At 42.2% G+C, this 16,012-nt stretch carries 19 protein-coding genes and 1 pseudogene; 16 read left to right on the top strand and 4 right to left on the bottom strand.

From position 1 onward, the window contains the following. Positions 1-37 precede the first annotated feature (37 nt). From ilvA to CVV77_RS02110, 7 genes are all read left to right on the top strand, one after another. Complete coding sequence (gene ilvA, locus CVV77_RS02080) at positions 38-1,306, top strand: threonine ammonia-lyase IlvA (RefSeq protein ID WP_003241521.1); 1,269 nt, start codon at positions 38-40, stop codon at positions 1,304-1,306. Positions 1,307-1,392: 86 nt separating this feature from the next. Beyond that, the gene (locus CVV77_RS02085; protein WP_003218212.1) at positions 1,393-1,644 is read left to right on the top strand and encodes a YpmP family protein; all 252 of its coding nucleotides are present in this window, start codon (positions 1,393-1,395) and stop codon (positions 1,642-1,644) included. 153 nt (positions 1,645-1,797) lie between these two features. Then, on the top strand, positions 1,798-2,379 hold the full coding sequence (scuA, locus tag CVV77_RS02090; protein WP_100274519.1) for a cytochrome c oxidase assembly accessory protein ScuA: 582 nt from the start codon (positions 1,798-1,800) through the stop codon (positions 2,377-2,379). 77 nt (positions 2,380-2,456) lie between these two features. Beyond that, a complete protein-coding gene (locus tag CVV77_RS02095; RefSeq protein WP_100274520.1) occupies positions 2,457-3,224 on the top strand; it encodes an SGNH/GDSL hydrolase family protein in 768 nt (255 codons plus the stop codon). Positions 3,225-3,233: 9 nt separating this feature from the next. After that, positions 3,234-3,797, top strand: a complete 564-nt coding sequence (locus CVV77_RS02100) for a YpmS family protein (protein ID WP_100274521.1) — start codon at positions 3,234-3,236, stop codon at positions 3,795-3,797. Positions 3,798-3,809: 12 nt separating this feature from the next. After that, positions 3,810-4,004 (top strand): protein YpmT, encoded by a 195-nt coding sequence (gene ypmT / locus CVV77_RS02105; protein WP_003241529.1) that lies wholly within the window; start codon positions 3,810-3,812, stop codon positions 4,002-4,004. 70 nt (positions 4,005-4,074) lie between these two features. Then, positions 4,075-5,412 (top strand): MATE family efflux transporter, encoded by a 1,338-nt coding sequence (locus CVV77_RS02110; RefSeq protein ID WP_003241531.1) that lies wholly within the window; start codon positions 4,075-4,077, stop codon positions 5,410-5,412. Positions 5,413-5,462: 50 nt separating this feature from the next. Here CVV77_RS02110 and CVV77_RS02115 read toward each other — a convergent pair whose 3' ends face one another. Continuing rightward, positions 5,463-5,888 (bottom strand): MarR family transcriptional regulator, encoded by a 426-nt coding sequence (locus CVV77_RS02115; RefSeq protein WP_003241533.1) that lies wholly within the window; start codon positions 5,886-5,888, stop codon positions 5,463-5,465. A gap of 131 nt (positions 5,889-6,019) precedes the next feature. Between CVV77_RS02115 and msrA the strand changes: the two genes are divergently transcribed. Further along, the gene (gene msrA / locus CVV77_RS02120; RefSeq protein WP_100274522.1) at positions 6,020-6,553 is read left to right on the top strand and encodes a peptide-methionine (S)-S-oxide reductase MsrA; all 534 of its coding nucleotides are present in this window, start codon (positions 6,020-6,022) and stop codon (positions 6,551-6,553) included. Continuing rightward, positions 6,554-6,988, top strand: a complete 435-nt coding sequence (msrB, locus tag CVV77_RS02125) for a peptide-methionine (R)-S-oxide reductase MsrB (protein WP_019258693.1) — start codon at positions 6,554-6,556, stop codon at positions 6,986-6,988. It abuts the gene before it with no gap. Between the two features lie 462 nt (positions 6,989-7,450). Here msrB and alr read toward each other — a convergent pair whose 3' ends face one another. Beyond that, positions 7,451-8,635: an alanine racemase gene (gene alr / locus CVV77_RS02135; protein ID WP_100274523.1), complete on the bottom strand. Its 1,185-nt coding sequence runs from the start codon at positions 8,633-8,635 to the stop codon at positions 7,451-7,453. A 466-nt stretch (positions 8,636-9,101) separates the two neighbouring features. Between alr and CVV77_RS02140 the strand changes: the two genes are divergently transcribed. Further along, positions 9,102-10,250 (top strand): phytase, encoded by a 1,149-nt coding sequence (locus tag CVV77_RS02140; RefSeq protein ID WP_100274524.1) that lies wholly within the window; start codon positions 9,102-9,104, stop codon positions 10,248-10,250. Positions 10,251-10,320: 70 nt separating this feature from the next. On the opposite strand, the gene cgeB is transcribed toward CVV77_RS02140, so the two are convergent. After that, on the bottom strand, positions 10,321-11,274 hold the full coding sequence (gene cgeB, locus CVV77_RS02145; RefSeq protein ID WP_100274525.1) for a spore maturation protein CgeB: 954 nt from the start codon (positions 11,272-11,274) through the stop codon (positions 10,321-10,323). Between the two features lie 6 nt (positions 11,275-11,280). Beyond that, complete coding sequence (gene cgeA, locus CVV77_RS02150) at positions 11,281-11,682, bottom strand: spore crust protein CgeA (protein WP_019258687.1); 402 nt, start codon at positions 11,680-11,682, stop codon at positions 11,281-11,283. Between the two features lie 207 nt (positions 11,683-11,889). Here cgeA and cgeC point away from each other — a divergent pair, with 207 nt between their 5' ends. From cgeC to CVV77_RS02175, 6 genes and pseudogenes are all read left to right on the top strand, one after another. Next, positions 11,890-12,195 carry a spore maturation protein CgeC gene (gene cgeC, locus CVV77_RS02155; protein ID WP_019258686.1) on the top strand — a complete coding sequence of 102 codons (306 nt, stop codon included), beginning with the start codon at positions 11,890-11,892 and terminating at the stop codon, positions 12,193-12,195. 64 nt (positions 12,196-12,259) lie between these two features. Beyond that, positions 12,260-13,540: a spore maturation glycosyltransferase CgeD gene (gene cgeD, locus CVV77_RS02160; protein WP_019258685.1), complete on the top strand. Its 1,281-nt coding sequence runs from the start codon at positions 12,260-12,262 to the stop codon at positions 13,538-13,540. A gap of 28 nt (positions 13,541-13,568) precedes the next feature. After that, a complete protein-coding gene (gene cgeE / locus CVV77_RS02165) occupies positions 13,569-14,348 on the top strand; it encodes a spore maturation N-acetyltransferase CgeE (RefSeq protein WP_100274526.1) in 780 nt (259 codons plus the stop codon). 79 nt (positions 14,349-14,427) lie between these two features. Then, positions 14,428-14,541 carry a YjcZ family sporulation protein gene (locus tag CVV77_RS22605; protein WP_032732322.1) on the top strand — a complete coding sequence of 38 codons (114 nt, stop codon included), beginning with the start codon at positions 14,428-14,430 and terminating at the stop codon, positions 14,539-14,541. After that, positions 14,535-14,691: pseudogene (locus CVV77_RS21950) on the top strand (hypothetical protein). The gene CVV77_RS22605 and the pseudogene CVV77_RS21950 overlap by 7 nt, the downstream one beginning before the upstream one ends. Further along, complete coding sequence (locus CVV77_RS02175) at positions 14,672-16,006, top strand: aspartate aminotransferase family protein (protein WP_100274527.1); 1,335 nt, start codon at positions 14,672-14,674, stop codon at positions 16,004-16,006. The pseudogene CVV77_RS21950 and the gene CVV77_RS02175 overlap by 20 nt, the downstream one beginning before the upstream one ends. The last annotated feature ends 6 nt before the right edge of the window (positions 16,007-16,012 follow it).

Here is a 16,012-nt window from a genome sequence, read left to right on the forward strand (position 1 = left end):
ATTAAATAGGGATTTAAAACAAGAAAGGAATCTGTACATGAAACCGTTGCTTAAAGAAAACTCTCTCATCCAAGTGAAAGACATTTTAAAGGCTCATCAAAACGTGAAGGATGTTGTGATTCACACACCTTTGCAAAGGAATGACAGACTTTCTGAGAGATATGAATGCAATATCTATTTGAAACGTGAAGACTTGCAAGTTGTCAGATCTTTTAAGCTCAGAGGGGCTTATCATAAAATGAAACAGCTTTCCAGCGAGCAGACTGAGAACGGAGTTGTGTGTGCAAGTGCCGGAAACCATGCTCAAGGTGTGGCGTTCTCATGTAAACATCTCGGCATTCACGGGAAAATTTTTATGCCGTCTACAACACCGAGACAAAAAGTGTCTCAAGTTGAACTGTTCGGAAAAGGATTTATCGATATTATTTTGACAGGTGATACGTTTGACGATGCGTATAAAAGCGCTGTTGAGTGCTGTGAGGCGGAATCCCGGACGTTTATCCATCCGTTCGATGATCCGGATGTAATGGCCGGACAGGGAACGCTGGCAGTCGAGATTTTAAACGACATTGATACAGAACCGCATTTTCTGTTTGCAAGTGTCGGAGGCGGCGGCCTTCTCTCAGGGGTAGGTACATATTTGAAAAATGTGTCTCCTGATACAAAGGTAATTGCTGTTGAGCCGGCGGGTGCGGGATCCTATTTTGAATCAAACAAAGCCGGGCATGTCATCACACTTGATAAAATTGATAAATTTGTAGATGGAGCAGCTGTTAAAAAAATTGGGGAGGAAACGTTCCAGACGCTGGAAGCGGTCGTGGATGACATCCTCCTTGTGCCTGAAGGGAAAGTATGTACATCCATTCTTGAATTATATAACGAATGTGCGATTGTTGCTGAACCGGCTGGAGCTCTTTCTGTTGCCGCGCTTGATTTGTACAAGGATGAAATTAAAGGCAAAAATGTAGTGTGTGTGGTCAGCGGGGGCAATAACGATATCGGAAGAATGCAGGAAATGAAGGAGCGGTCTTTGATTTTTGAGGGACTTCAGCATTATTTTATCGTCAATTTTCCGCAAAGAGCGGGGGCGCTCCGCGAGTTTCTTGACGAAGTCCTCGGGCCTAATGATGACATTACAAGGTTTGAATATACGAAGAAAAATAATAAAAGCAACGGACCTGCTCTTGTCGGCATCGAGCTGCAGAACAAGGCAGACTATGGACCGCTGATTGAACGGATGAATAGAAAAGCGTTTCATTATGTAGAGGTGAATAAGGATGAGGACTTGTTTCATTTACTGATCTAATTTTTTCACACAACCGCGCAAAATGACAGACAGCCTGGCTGGCATTGTATATAATAGAAGAAAAACAAAAAAAGAGGATTGATAGCTTGTTACTCAAAAGCCTAGAGTTCAAACGCAGTGACGGGATTCAGGTGAAAGTGACAGAAATACCTGTTTTAAAGGAAGATGAGCACTATTTCTTTATGTTACATCACCATTTGCAGTTCTACTTAAAAGAAGTGTTTTCATCAAACAGCAGGGCAAAAGTGTATTCTTTCCGACATTATATGAAGCGCCGGATGAAATGGGCAGATTATCAGGCTGTTTTTCATCAAGAGGTGTTAAAGCACAACGCGTGATATGGCGTTTATACCTGTGTGTCCCCCTTTGTATTTATAGATTGGGAGGCATGCAGGATTTTTTTTGACCGGTATCGAATACAAACATGGGACGCAGCAGGTAAGGACTGTTTTGGAAAGCGTTTTTTATGCTGGCTGGAAAGGGTGAAAGTCATGAAGGTTATCAAGGGTTTAACGGCAGGGCTGTTTTTTCTGCTTTTGTGTGCCTGCGGAGGACAACAGATTAAAGATCCGCTCAATTACGAGGTGGAGCCTTTTACATTTCAGAACCAAGACGGCAAGAACGTTTCGTTAGAGAGTTTAAAAGGAGAAGTATGGCTGGCGGATTTTATTTTTACCAATTGTGAAACTATATGCCCGCCAATGACCGCTCATATGACCGAGCTGCAAAAAAAACTGAAAGCCGAGAATATAGATGTCCGCATCGTATCCTTTAGTGTTGACCCAGAAAACGATAAGCCAAAACAGCTGAAGAAATTTGTCGCAAATTATCCATTATCTTTTGATAACTGGGATTTCCTCACGGGATACAGCCAGAGTGACATTGAAGCGTTCGCGCTTAAGAGCTTTAAAGCAATTGTGAAGAAACCGGAGGGAGAGGACCAAGTCATTCATCAATCTTCTTTTTATTTGGTAGGCCCCAACGGTAAGGTGCTGAAAGATTACAATGGAGTGGAAAATACACCGTACGATGATATCATCGCGGATGTGAAGACAGCCAGTACACTCAAGTAAGCTAGGAGACTGGGCATTTGCAAATCTTCTAAAACATGATACACTTTCCACTAGTAGAATGGGAAGGAGCAACAAGATTGAAGCTGCGCATTTTTTCACTCATGGCCAGTTTGATTTTGCTTCTTACTGCTTGTACGAGCATACGTACAGCATCTGAGGGAAAACAAAAAGCCCATGAAACGAAAACGAAAGAGCACATTGTCATTGCGGCTGTCGGAGATTCGCTGACAGAAGGTGTCGGAGATCCTGACGGAAAGGGATACGTCGGCAAGGTGGCGGATTCTATCCGGTCAGATAAACAAGTCAAAACGGTAGACGTAAAGAATTATGCCGTGAAAGGGAACCGTTCGGATGATTTGTTAGAGAAACTAAAAGATAAAAAGGTTCAAAAAGGCATAAAGGACGCAGATTATGTCTTTTTTACCATTGGCGGTAATGATTTGATGAAAGTCCTTCGCCAAAACTTTCTGCAATTAACCGTTGAACCGTTTCAGGAAGCGGAAAAGCCGTATGAAAAGCGTTTTGAAAAAATCATTTCTGAAATCCGGGAGCTGAATGATCACGCTGAGCTGATTTATGTTAGCATGTATAATCCGTTTACGTTCACGTTATCTGAATTAAATGAAATAAACGGAGTCGTCACTGATTGGAACCATATTGCTGAAAAAGAGCTGAAAAAAGATAAACATGCAAAAATCATTCAAATTGAAGACTTGTTCAATCAAAAAAGTGACAGCAACCGAATTTCTGAGGAAGATGATTTTCATCCTAATGGTACGGGCTATTCCCTTATCGCGAAGCGGGTCTATCAAGCCATTAAAAAAGAAGGATTACCGAAAGAGTAGGGTGACATCATGAATAAGTGGAAACGACTGTTTTTTATATTGCTTGCAATCAATATTGTCCTCGCCGCTGGGTTTGTGACACTTGTTATGCTGCCGGGAGAACAAGCTCAGGTGAAGGATTCATCTCAGAGCGAGTATGGATTTCAAGTGACAAGCACAAAAGAATCATTAGCTGCGTTTGTCAACTCATATTTAAACGACAAAGCATCAAACAAGCTTGATTATAAAGTAGAGATAGATAATGATGTTCATGTCGCAGGGAAAATCAAGGCTTATTCCACGACCATTGATGCGTTTGTCGCTTTTGAACCGACTGTGAAAAAAAATGGCGATGTGGAGTTGAATGTCACGAAATTTTCGTTAGGGAAATTGAGTATACCGATTAGCTTTGTGTTAAATTATATGGACAGCTTTTACGAATTGCCGTCATTTGTCCACGTTCATCCCGGCGATAAAAGCATTGAAGTGCGTCTGTCAGAAATGCCTTTAACGAATGGAATGTATGTCAAAGCGGATAAAATAAATTTAGAAAAAGATGAAATTGAGTTTTCCTATTACCATCCTAAACAATAGAGGTGACTGAAAATGAAACGGATTTACCAGTATTTCAGTTTATTATCCTTTATATTTTCCCTGTATTTCGGCTGGCTTGCTTATCATCATCTGGCCACTGAAGATATGGATCAAATGTATTTGAACGTTTCCTATTGTGCCTTGTTCCTAAGTGTGATGGTGTTTACATTTGGTATGAGAGACCGGAAAAAAACCGATAAATCATGAAAAAAGAGACATGAAACAACGTCTCTTTTTTCGTTCGCCTGAAGAAAACTTGAGAACACGAGGAGAAAAAATGAAAGCATACGATTTTACACAGGGGAACGTGCTGAAACAGCTTGTGCTGTTTTCAATGCCTATTATGCTCGGAAACGCATTGCAGGTTTCCTTTCAATTTATAGACAGTTTGTGGATCGGAAATTTACTGGGGGCAAAGGCCCTTGGGGCAGCCGCGGTATCAAGCACGATTGTATTAACCGTGCTGTCTTTTATTTTGGGCCTTAACAATGCGACGTTAACGATTTTGTCACAGCAAAAGGGAAAAGATGATGAAAAAGGAATGGCGTCGTATATTAACGCATTTGTTGTTTTATTAACAGGCCTAAGCATCGGATTCGGCGCGGCCGGTTTTTTTCTGTCAGAGCTTTTGCTTCGTCTTCTAAAAACGCCGGAGTCGATGATTCCGCTTGCTGAGACCTATTTACAGATTCAATTTATCGGCATTTTATTTTTGTTTGGATATAACTTTATCAGTACTGTGCTTCGGGCGCTTGGCGACAGCAAAACACCTCTCCGGTTTATTGCGTTTGCCGTTGTGCTGAATACAGTGTTGGCACCGCTCTTTATTTCTGTGTTCCGCATGGGAATAGCGGGAGCTGCTTATTCGACGATTTTGTCACAGGGCATTGCGTTTCTGTATGGGTTGTTTTATGTCATCAAACATAAGCTTGTGCCGTTCTCTATTCCGCGCATGCCCAAATGGGAAGAGTCCGCGCTGATTTTAAAACTCGGGATTCCAGCCGGTCTGCAGATGATGGTGATTACAGGCGGCATGATGGCGATTATGAGTGTTGTCAACTCATACGGAGAGCACGTTGTGTCAGGCTTCGGCGCGGTGCAGCGGCTCGACAGCCTCATCACGCTTCCGGCTATGGCTGCCGGTACGGCGGTCAACAGTATGGCAGGGCAAAATATCGGAGTCGGAAACTTTAAAAGAGTGGGAACCATTGCGAGGCTTGGTGTGATGGCTGTTATTTCTTGTATGCTGGTGATTGCAGTGATACTTTGGGTATTTGGCAAATATCTCATGAGGTTATTTATCAGCGAGCCTGATGCGGTCGCGTTTGGTGAACAATATTTGCGCTGGATCGCGTTTTTCTATCCTTTTATCGGAATTAATTTCGTACTGAACGGAATCGTCAGGGCAGCGGGAGCGATGCTGCAGGTGCTGGTTTTAAATTTGATATCGTTTTGGGTTTTGAGATATCCTTTCACAGCTCTATTTTCAGCTTGGCTTGGACAGAAAGGAATCGGGCTCGGAATCGGAATGAGTTTTTTATTAAGCAGCTGTGCGGCTTTTTTGTATTACAGATACGGCCGCTGGAAAACAATGAAACTGTTCACTGCAAAATAAGTGAGCGCTGTGAAAAGCACATACCCATATATAGCGGTATGTGCTTTTTTTCACCGTTTTTTATCAAGTTTGCTGAAGAGCTCGATTAATGAGGCAAGTTCGGCATCACTGTAGCAGTCAAAGCGTTTAAAGAAATATTCCGTTTTTTTCTCGTTGAAATGCTGAAGGACTTTTTCACCCGCTTCAGTGATATGAATGCGGATGATGCGTCTGTCTTCCTTCGATCTGATTCTCGTAATCCATTCCTTTTCTACCAGCGCATCAGTCACAGCCGTAATGTGGCTTGCCGATACCTCTAAAATAGGCGCGAATTCAGTGACTTTTTTGGGCCCTTGTTCACTGAGGATCCGCAGAATCGTAAATTCATTCCGTGACAGCTCTTTATCTAGAATTTCATTGATTTCGTTGCGTATTTGTTTAAAGACTTTACGGAGTAAAGTTTCCATATCGTACATCATCTGTGTTCTTACTTTCAAATTTGTGAACCTCCATTACATAAGCATATTGCTTAAAACCTATAGATTTTATTGAAAAGCAGAATCATTTTCATTCTATTATTACATGCTATAATATAATAATACCACGTATTAACAAAGGAGGCACCAGTATGTCTGAAAAAAAAGAAATCGCCACATTTGCAGGAGGCTGTTTTTGGTGTATGGTTAAACCTTTTGACGAACAGCCAGGAATTGAAAAAGTGGTGTCCGGGTATACAGGCGGCCATACTGAAAACCCTACGTATGAAGAGGTGTGCAGTGAAACGACAGGTCATCGTGAAGCGGTTCAAATCACGTTTCAACCTGATGTGTTCCCTTATGAAAAACTGCTTGAATTATTTTGGCAGCAAATCGACCCGACAGATGCCGGCGGCCAGTTTGCAGATCGCGGCAGTTCCTACCGTGCAGCCATTTTTTATCATAATGAAAAACAAAAGGAGCTTGCGGAAGCTTCCAAGCAGCGCCTGGCAGAAAGCGGCGTCTTTAAAGACCCGATTGTAACGGACATTTTAAAAGCTGAACTTTTCTATGAAGCGGAAGACTATCATCAGCATTTTTATAAAAAGAATCCAGGACATTATCAGCGCTACCGGACAGGTTCTGGACGAGCCGGATTTATCAGCGAGCATTGGGGGGCGAAATAAATGGCGTACAATAAAGAAGAAAAAATGAAGTCACTAAATCGCATGCAATATGAGGTGACGCAAAATAACGGCACGGAGCCGCCGTTTCAAAATGAATATTGGGATCATAAAGAGGAAGGGCTGTATGTAGACATTGTGTCAGGCAAGCCATTGTTTACATCCAAGGATAAATTTGATTCCCACTGCGGCTGGCCAAGCTTTACAAAGCCGATTGAAGAAGAAGAAGTGGAAGAAAAACTAGATACGAGCCACGGCATGATTCGCACAGAAGTGAGAAGCCGCACTGCTGATTCTCATCTTGGCCATGTATTTAATGACGGACCGGGGCCAAGCGGGCTGCGTTACTGCATAAATTCAGCGGCGCTGCGTTTTGTGCCGAAGGATAAACTGAAAGAAGAAGGGTACGAAAGCTATCTGCATCTCTTTGATAAATAAATCATAAAAACAGGCCTGCCTAATGAATAGACAGGCTTGTTTTTATGCCTTTTTTTCTTGATGCAAATCTTCAATATCTGGGCAATTCTGTCTTTTGTAATAAGTGGGGCTTGATCTGATTGATACCCAGGCAGATTGACTTTGCGAACTGGAAGGGTCACATAGGATTGGCAGTGATTCAATTTCATGAGGGGATGTTAATTGTTTACGGTTCTGTTGTATAAACAATGATTTCGGGTTTTTTAATTTGACCTTGTAAGTTCTTCTTTTCTGGCTTTCCACCAGCATCCAACTCCCTGTCTAGTCCAATTGTCAGGCAAGTTGGATGACAATGGAGAGATTTCGAAATTTGTCGAAGATTTCTATACATCAGAAAAATCCCTCAGATGAGGAACCTTGATTTTGCATAAAAGAAGATTTTAAGATGAACAACCTCGTGTTTGTATAAAAATAAGTGAACATCTACACGTACAATACTGGAGTAGATACCTTAAAAATCTCGCCATCTCTTATATAAAAACGAGGGACGCGGCGGCTTAATGTAGACACCACTTCATAGTTAATTGTGTTGAGCATTTCAGCAACTTCATCAACGGGTATCTCAGCTCCCTTTTGCTGACCATAAATCACGACTTCCTCTCCTTGTTTACCTTCACCGCTCTCTCCTAAACTAACCATTATCATATCCATTGTCACTCTTCCCACTACCGGCACTCGTCTTCCGCGATGAAGAACAAACCCGCGATTGGAAAGTGCACGGGAATAACCGTCAGCATAGCCGACCGGGAGTGTAGCGATTACTTCCCCAGGCTCCGCGATGTATGTAGCACCATAACTAATGGTCCGCGGTTCTGTTCGCATGGTTTTCACATAAGCGATACGCGCCTTTAAACTTAATGCAGGTGTAAGCCTAACGAGATTAAGTTCTTTTATATATGCTGAAGGATATAAACCATATAAGCCTATACCTAAACGAATCATATCAGCACTAAATTCAGGGAAAGCGATAGCGGCAGCCGTATTGCTCATATGCACGGTGGGCAGCTCAATGCCTTGCTTCTTTAAAAAGCTGAGAAAACTGACAAATTTATCGTGCTGCAGCTTGGTTAGTGTGGTGTCTGGTTCATCAGCTGTTGAGAAATGTGTAAAAATACCTGCCCATCTTAGGAATTTACTTGCTGTTAGTGCTTTCACTACTGCTAAAAGTTCTTCTTTTGTACGTACACCTAATCGGCCCATACCAGTATCCACATTAATATGTATACCCAATCGGTTAGTACTTGCTTCACTTTCCAATATTTCGCTAGCTTTTTTAATCCAATCAACCTGAAATGCGGATAACTCTATATTCCAAGCTGCTGACTTTTTCACACAACTAAGGGATGTAAAACCAAGCACAAGAATAGGTGCTGTAATCCCTGCTTTTCGTAAAACGATTCCTTCCTCCACGCTGGCAACAGCGAGCTCACTCGCCCCGTGTTCCAGTGCATGGCGCGCTACTTCTACAGACCCATGACCATAACCGTTCGCTTTTACGACCGCCATAATTTTGCTCTTTTTTGGTATATGATGGCGTATGGCTCGCAAATTTTTTTTAATGGCGTCAAGATTGACTTCAATACAAACTTCTCGGCAAAGCTTAGTCATCAACGATTCCTTCCTTCTTATGGAATAGTATAAACCGCATTTAGCCGCAATAATTTAAATGTTAATTGTTGGATGATTCCAATTTTATTTTTATTCAACTTTAACTGAAATCATTCAACAGCAAATCCAGGATTTACGAGAAGGGGCTCATCGATGCTCGAGTTAATGAAAGCAACCAATAAAAAATTTAGGGGAATGATCATGTCGCAAAGTACTTTTTTAAATAGAAAATGAAAATAGACGTAACAGAGAATGTTCTAACTAAATAAACAATGTACTAAATATTCATTTTGGTTTGTTTCGCGCCGCAAAAGCAAATCTGACGGAGTCATTTTCACGTACATCGTAAGGAAAAGCGATTTATGAGTCAGAAACACTATAAAAAAAGGGTTCATTTTCCTCACAGTTAAAGACCTGTATATATTTTACAATAGAGAGTGATGGTGATAAAAAGGAGGGTATTCAAATGAAGGTTTCAAAAAAAATGCTGCTAAGCACTGCCGCGGGTTTATTTCTTAGCCTGACAGCAAACTCGGTGTCGGCACATCATGTGAATGAGGAACAGCATTTTAAAGTGACGGCGCAAACGGAGACAGATCCAGTCGCTTCTGGTGATGACGCAGCGGATGACCCGGCCATTTGGGTCAATGAAAAGCATCCGGAAAACAGCAAGTTGATCACGACAAATAAGAAATCAGGTCTAGTCGTGTATGATTTGGACGGCAAACAGATTCATTCTTTCGAGTTTGGCAAACTCAATAATGTCGATCTGCGCTATGATTTTCCATTTAGCGGCGAAAAAATTGATATTGCTGCCGCCTCCAACCGGTCTGAAGGAAAGAATACAATTGAAGTATATGCAATTGACGGGGATAAAGGAATATTGAAAAGCATTACAGACCCGAACCATCCTATAGCCACTGATATTTCTGAGGTTTACGGATTCAGCCTGTATCACAGCCAGAAAACAGGAGCATTTTACGCATTAGTGACAGGCAAACAAGGAGAATTTGAGCAGTATGAAATTGTTGATAATGGAAAGGGTTATGTGACAGGGAAAAAAGTGCGTGAATTTAAATTGAATTCTCAGACCGAAGGCCTTGTTGCGGATGATGAGTACGGGAACCTGTACATAGCAGAGGAAGATGAAGCCATCTGGAAATTTAATGCTGAGCCTGGCGGAGGATCAAAGGGGCAGGTTGTCGACGTTGCGACAGGAGAACATTTGACAGCTGATATTGAGGGACTGACGATCTATTATGCGCCAGACGGCAAAGGATATCTCATGGCTTCAAGTCAAGGAAGTAACAGCTATGCAATGTATGAACGGCAGGGAAGCAATCGCTATGTAGCCAACTTTGACATTAAAGATGGCGAGAAGATAGACGGTACTAGTGATACAGATGGTATTGATGTTCTTGGCTTCGGGCTTGGCCCAAAATATCCGTACGGGATTTTTGTGGCGCAGGACGGCGAAAATATTGAAAATGGACAAGCCGTCAATCAAAACTTCAAAATTGTGTCGTGGGAACAGATTGCAAAGCATCTCGGCGGAAAGCCTGATCCTCATAAACAGGTGAATCCGAGGAAGCTGAAGGACCGTTCTGACGGCTAAAAAAGAAAGCAGCTGAGTAAGCTGCTTTTTTCTGCAGATCAAAAAATCGTTCATATCAATGAACGATTTTTCAAGAAAGCGCCAGATGAATCGCCTTTAGTTTTGCAGGAAGCTCATCATACGTATTTGCGGGTACGGTCTCTTTGTAATTGGCTGCTGCTGCTTTATGCCGTTCCTCAGGATGGTTGATATAGAAAGCGGCTTTTTCCTTAAAGTCGTTGATGCTGTGATAAGAAATAAAGGATGAAAAAGGATGTGCCGCGGGTAAATCTGTTAATTGAAACGCTTCGCATGCAGCGATATCAAACGTTCGGTTATTAAAACTGGCATTTTTGATGCGGATATGATTTTTGTTGAAAGCAAAATGATAGGGCCGATGCGCATTGATCACGATGTCTGCCCCATTGTAATAATGAACGGCCTGTTCGGGCGGAACCCACGTGCTGACGACATCGATATGCGGCTGTTTGAGCACTTTTTTAGGCAGATATTTTCTCCATTCCTTTCCGATTACTCGAACCGTGAAAGGCAGATGTACCGCTTCTTTCATAAGCTGAACCCGATTAGGGTAAGGATAGCCGATGATAAGCAGATTTGAATGAAAAGAATGTTCTGTGTCCATTTTTTTAAACAGCCGATGATTAACTGGAATCGGAACATAATAGACGTGCTGGCAGCCAAGCTCCCGGTAATAGAGAGCGGCATTTTGTTCAATCGTTAATATGGCGTCAGCGTGCTTAATCACCTGAAGACTGATATCAATATAAAATGGGTCTTCGGTCAGCCAAACATACACGGGGATACCCTTACCCTTTAACCAGGTCAGCCAGTCGTGAGGAACGCGGTCTCCTACCATCATAAGTGCGAAGTCAGGCTGAAACGTTTCGATCTTCACCAGAGATTCTGCCTCCGGTGTATCTGCAGACATATACTCTGTATGAGTGTTCCGAAAACATTCTTCAGCCCAGCGGTCAAAATAACTGTATATTTCTCCGTATCCCGACTGGATATACAAGACTTTCATCAGATGTTATGAAAAGAACGTAACGCTTTCTACTTTGTCTACATCAATTAATGTTGTAGCTTGACCTGCCGGAGTGACGGAGCTTTCCTGTGTTACAAATACGATACCGTGAACTTGATCGAAAGCAACGAAGACAACCGGGCCGATCATGTCACCGGAATCAGTCACAATACTGATTGTAGTGCCTGGCGTAACTCTGGCAAAAATCCATCTTGCCGGAAGGGAAGGATCTAAAAGAGATTCAGCCGTAACGGTTTCACTTTCATCTACTTTTTGATCGATGGCAGCATCAAGCAAGGCTTTAAGATTATTATCCACGTTTTCTCCTCCTTCTGTTGCAGTTGGAAATAAAGGGCTTAAAAGGGTTTTAATCAAATCCTTTTTTAACTGTGCATTTTCAGAGCTCATTACACACACCTCCTATTCAATAGTGAACTCACGTTAATCATATTCTTTTGACTGCCATTTGGTATGAGTCGAACGCCGTACCTGATCTATTTTTCATATATTTTAAGGAAAAAGCTGATTTTTTAAATGAGCGTATATCGCCTATACCATAAATCGAAGTCAGTTCATATTGTGAAATAGAGTATAAGGATAAAGGAGAGGGATTGTTTGGATTTAGAGAAACACGTGAATCATGAAGAAAACCAAGATGAACTGCATTTTATTCTGCTTTTGTTAATTTTGCTCATACGTCAATCATCTTCTGAAGGAAATCCATCTGATCTCAGACGTCAGCTCGTATTTGCAAAAGAGCTTGGCGTACCGGTTTCAACAGTTCATCTGTTGAATGGAAATACGCTTCAAAACGTCATCGTAAAAGAAGTTCTGACTGATTTGGTTATTTTTCAAAACCCGTTAAATAATACGAGATCTCATGTCGCACTCTCAAGTATTGTAAGCTGGGGTGCTTTTTAAATGATGACAGAGGCTCTGCTTGCTGCGGAGCCGTTTTTATGTTTGACGATAGGGGGCTGTATAGATGGGAGAGAAAGTGTCCATTATTTTAACGAGTTACAACAAACCTAATTATCTGCAAAAAGCGATTGAAAGCGTCATGAAGCAAACATATGATCACTGGGAGCTATTTATCATGGATGATCATTCTAATGAAGAAACAACTGCGGTGATTCAAAAGTACCTTCATGACCAGCGCATTCGTTATCAAAACAGTTTCGTACATCCCGCAGAACGACTAAAAACAACCCGTTATGCCACATTAATTAACAGCGCGCTCCCATATGCCGACGGCGATTACATTTCCTATCTCACCGATGACACTGTTTATCACCCTGAGCGGCTGAGCCGTATGGTGCAGACGTTTTCACATAAGCCTGAGGCACAAGCTGTCTATTCAAAACAAAAAGTTGTACATGTAAACGAAAGGGGAGAGGAAATTTCCCATTTCTATAGAAATGCCAATGCAGTGCTTGATCAGGCCGCTTTTCAAGTTGATCATTGTTCAGTTATGCATCGCCGTTCGCTACTTGATCGTATTCAACATAAATATGGAAGCTATTGGGATGATGATATGAAGCATTGGAATCATGGCGACTCAATTTTTTGGGCCAGGATCAACAACTTTGCCCCATTTTTGCCGATAAATGAAGTATTAGATACAACCTATAAAACCCCCGATTCATTTCAAAATGCATATCGGTTTCTGCCCGCTGATTTGATTGACGGTTCTTTTGTAAAAGGTTCAGATCAAAACGTGTATTTTCTTGATCAGGGTGTAAGGCATCCTGTCGGGGAAAGGTGGGGTTCTTTGTATCTAAATCGGACTGTGGCTGTTCCGGACCCGTATTTATTCCAATATAGCATTGGAAAGATTTTAAACATTCCGAACTATATATTAGTAAAGGAAGCTGACCATCCAGCAATATTTTATATCGAAGCCGGAAAAAAAAGACGGATTGAGGGCCAGTATGCTTTTCAGTTTTATCAATTTAAAAGAAAAGACATATTGACAATTGAAAAAGAAGAACTGGAGGCGCTGCCGGAAGGGCTGCCAATTACGCGGGAACGATCTGGATGGATCGAAAATCCGCCTGGGCGAAGGCTGTTTTTTATAGAACGCGAGCCGTTTTTGTTTCTAAACGGCGTCTTTCACCCGATTAGTGAGCAAGTAGCAAGGAAATTCTTTTTACATCAGAAGCCAATATCCGCTTCTTTCCGAAATATTCAGCAATTTCCAATTGGAAAGCCGTTTTATCCGGTGTACGATGAGATTATAAAGAAATTGAATATTGCAACTGAGTAAAGGTATAGGTCATAAAAAGGAGACGTTCATGACAGGACATTATTCAAAAACGGAACATCAATATATATTGTTAACGTCTGAATCAGCATCGTTTGATCATTACAGCGTATATAGAGATCCGGAGCTTCCGCAAATTTTTTCTCATAACTTTGTTCAGCTCCATGATACGTTTCCATTGGAGCGGTTACTGGATTTTTTGCCATCCGTACCAAAGCTTCTTGATGCGAATTATCTTCATTTAAAAGCGTCGCCGCAGCATGTTTTTCCGCTCGGTTTGAAGCAATCGCTTGTAAAAAGCGGGTTTGTTGTCGAGGATGAGCTGTTTTATGACATGAAGCTTGATGACTGGAAGGGGCAGACGGGACATCCGTTAACGGCATGGGGGACGGCAAAAAGCCTTAGCGACGGATCTTCTATCATGAAAATTTACGATTCCATTTATATTGGAGAAGCGATCGCTGAACAAAAACTAAAAAGAAAATATCCCTTTTACAAAGCGGGTACGATTATCCTTGTTGTTTGTTACAGCGACCAGGAACAGAAGATTCCCATTGGATGCGGGGAGCTGTTCATTCATCCGCAAGAGAAAACGGCCAAAATCGAAGAAGTGGCAATTTTGGATCAGTTTCAAAGGAAGGGCTATGGCAGTATCTTAGTGAAAGAAATGCTGTCCATCGCCAAATCACTAGGAATGGAAGCGGCCTATTTAGTGGCTACAAGCATTGACGGCGCAACCCATTTTTACGAAAAGCTGACGTTTAAAAAATATGAGCGGGTGCATACTGTTTTTCATTATTTCCTTACATGAAATAGGCGTTCGCACAAACCATTTGGGACTTGGCCCGCATAAAATGCCGTATATCGTGATAAGAAAGGATGAAAACAGCATGCATAGATACCCTGGATACGGTTACGGATTTGGCTGCGAGAAAAATACGTTTGTATTGATTGTTGTCTTGTTCATTTTATTAATTATTGTCGGAGCCGCTTTTATTTGCTAGAAGGTGAAATTCAAAAAGAGCCTTTCCGTTCAGGAAGGCTCTTTTTTGTGTGAAAAAGTTTTTGCGGGGAACGTCATGACGCAATTTGGACACTCATACAATATAGCAAATGGGTTTTTGAGGTGGGAGCATGAGCAGTTATTTGATTAAGCCGGAGCTTAGTTCGGCCTATCCGGTTGTCAGCTATGCGAAGGGTTCATATGTTTATGATCAAACTGGAAAAAGATATCTAGACGGCTCATCAGGTGCGGTGACATGCAACATCGGCCACGGGGTTCGTGATGTGACTGAGAAGCTGAAAGAACAGCTTGATCAGGTGTCTTTTGCTTACCGCTCACAGTTTACGAGTGAGCCTGCCGAGCAATTAGCCGCTCTCTTGGCGCAGGAGCTTCCGGGAGATGTGAATTGGTCTTTTTTTGTCAACAGCGGTTCAGAAGCAATAGAAACCGCTATGAAAATCGCCATTCAATATTGGCAGGAAAAAAAACAAACGCAAAAATCCATCTTTTTGTCGCGATGGAGCAGTTACCACGGAATAACTTTGGGAGCGCTTTCATTATCTGGTTTTTATGAAAGGAGATACCGGTTCACCCATCTAGTTGAGCGATATCCCGCTATCTCAGCTCCTCATGTTTATCGGCAGAATCATAAGACGGAAGAGGATTTTGTTCAGGCTGCCGCTGATGAACTCGAAACGGCCATCAAAAGAATCGGAAGCCAATTTATCGCCGGCTTTGTGGCTGAGCCTATCATCGGAGCCGCAGGAGCAGCGATCACCCCACCTCCGGGATATTATGAAAGATTAAGTGAGGTATGCCGCACACACGAAGTGCTCTTTATTGCAGACGAAGTGATGACAGGGCTTGGAAGAACAGGAAGGATGCTTGCGACGGAACATTGGCACACCGTTCCAGATATTGCTGTACTGGGGAAGGGCCTCGGTGCCGGGTATGCGCCAATTGCCGCTGCCGTTGTATCTGACTCTATTATTGAGACGATAAAACAAGGTTCAGGTGTGATTATGAGCGGCCACACATATAGTGCACACCCCTATTCTGCCAAAGCTGCTCTTGAAGTTTTGCGATATGTGTTAAAGCATGACTTGATCAAGCAATCAGAAAAAAAGGGGGCGGCGCTGAAAAAGCAGCTTGTTGAGACAGCATCTCAAAGCGAGATCATTGGTGATGTGCGCGGAAAAGGACTGCTATTAGGCGTTGAATTTGTATCTGACAAGAAAACGAAGAACGTTTTTCCGCCAGAGCAGGCGGTTACCCAGCGCATGATCGGCGAGGCGAAAAAACGCGGGCTGATTGTTTATCCTGCCAAAGCGGGAATAGACAGCGGGGAAGGAGATGCTGTCATTATTGCTCCTCCTTTTACCATTTCAGACGGTGAGGCTAAAGAGCTCATATCTATTTTTTCAGAAACAGTTGTAGCGGTCGAAAAAATACTGAAAAAGGATTGAAATCAA

This window comes from Bacillus sp. SN1, from assembly GCF_002796895.1.
GTDB classification, from domain to species: domain Bacteria; phylum Bacillota; class Bacilli; order Bacillales; family Bacillaceae; genus Bacillus; species Bacillus inaquosorum.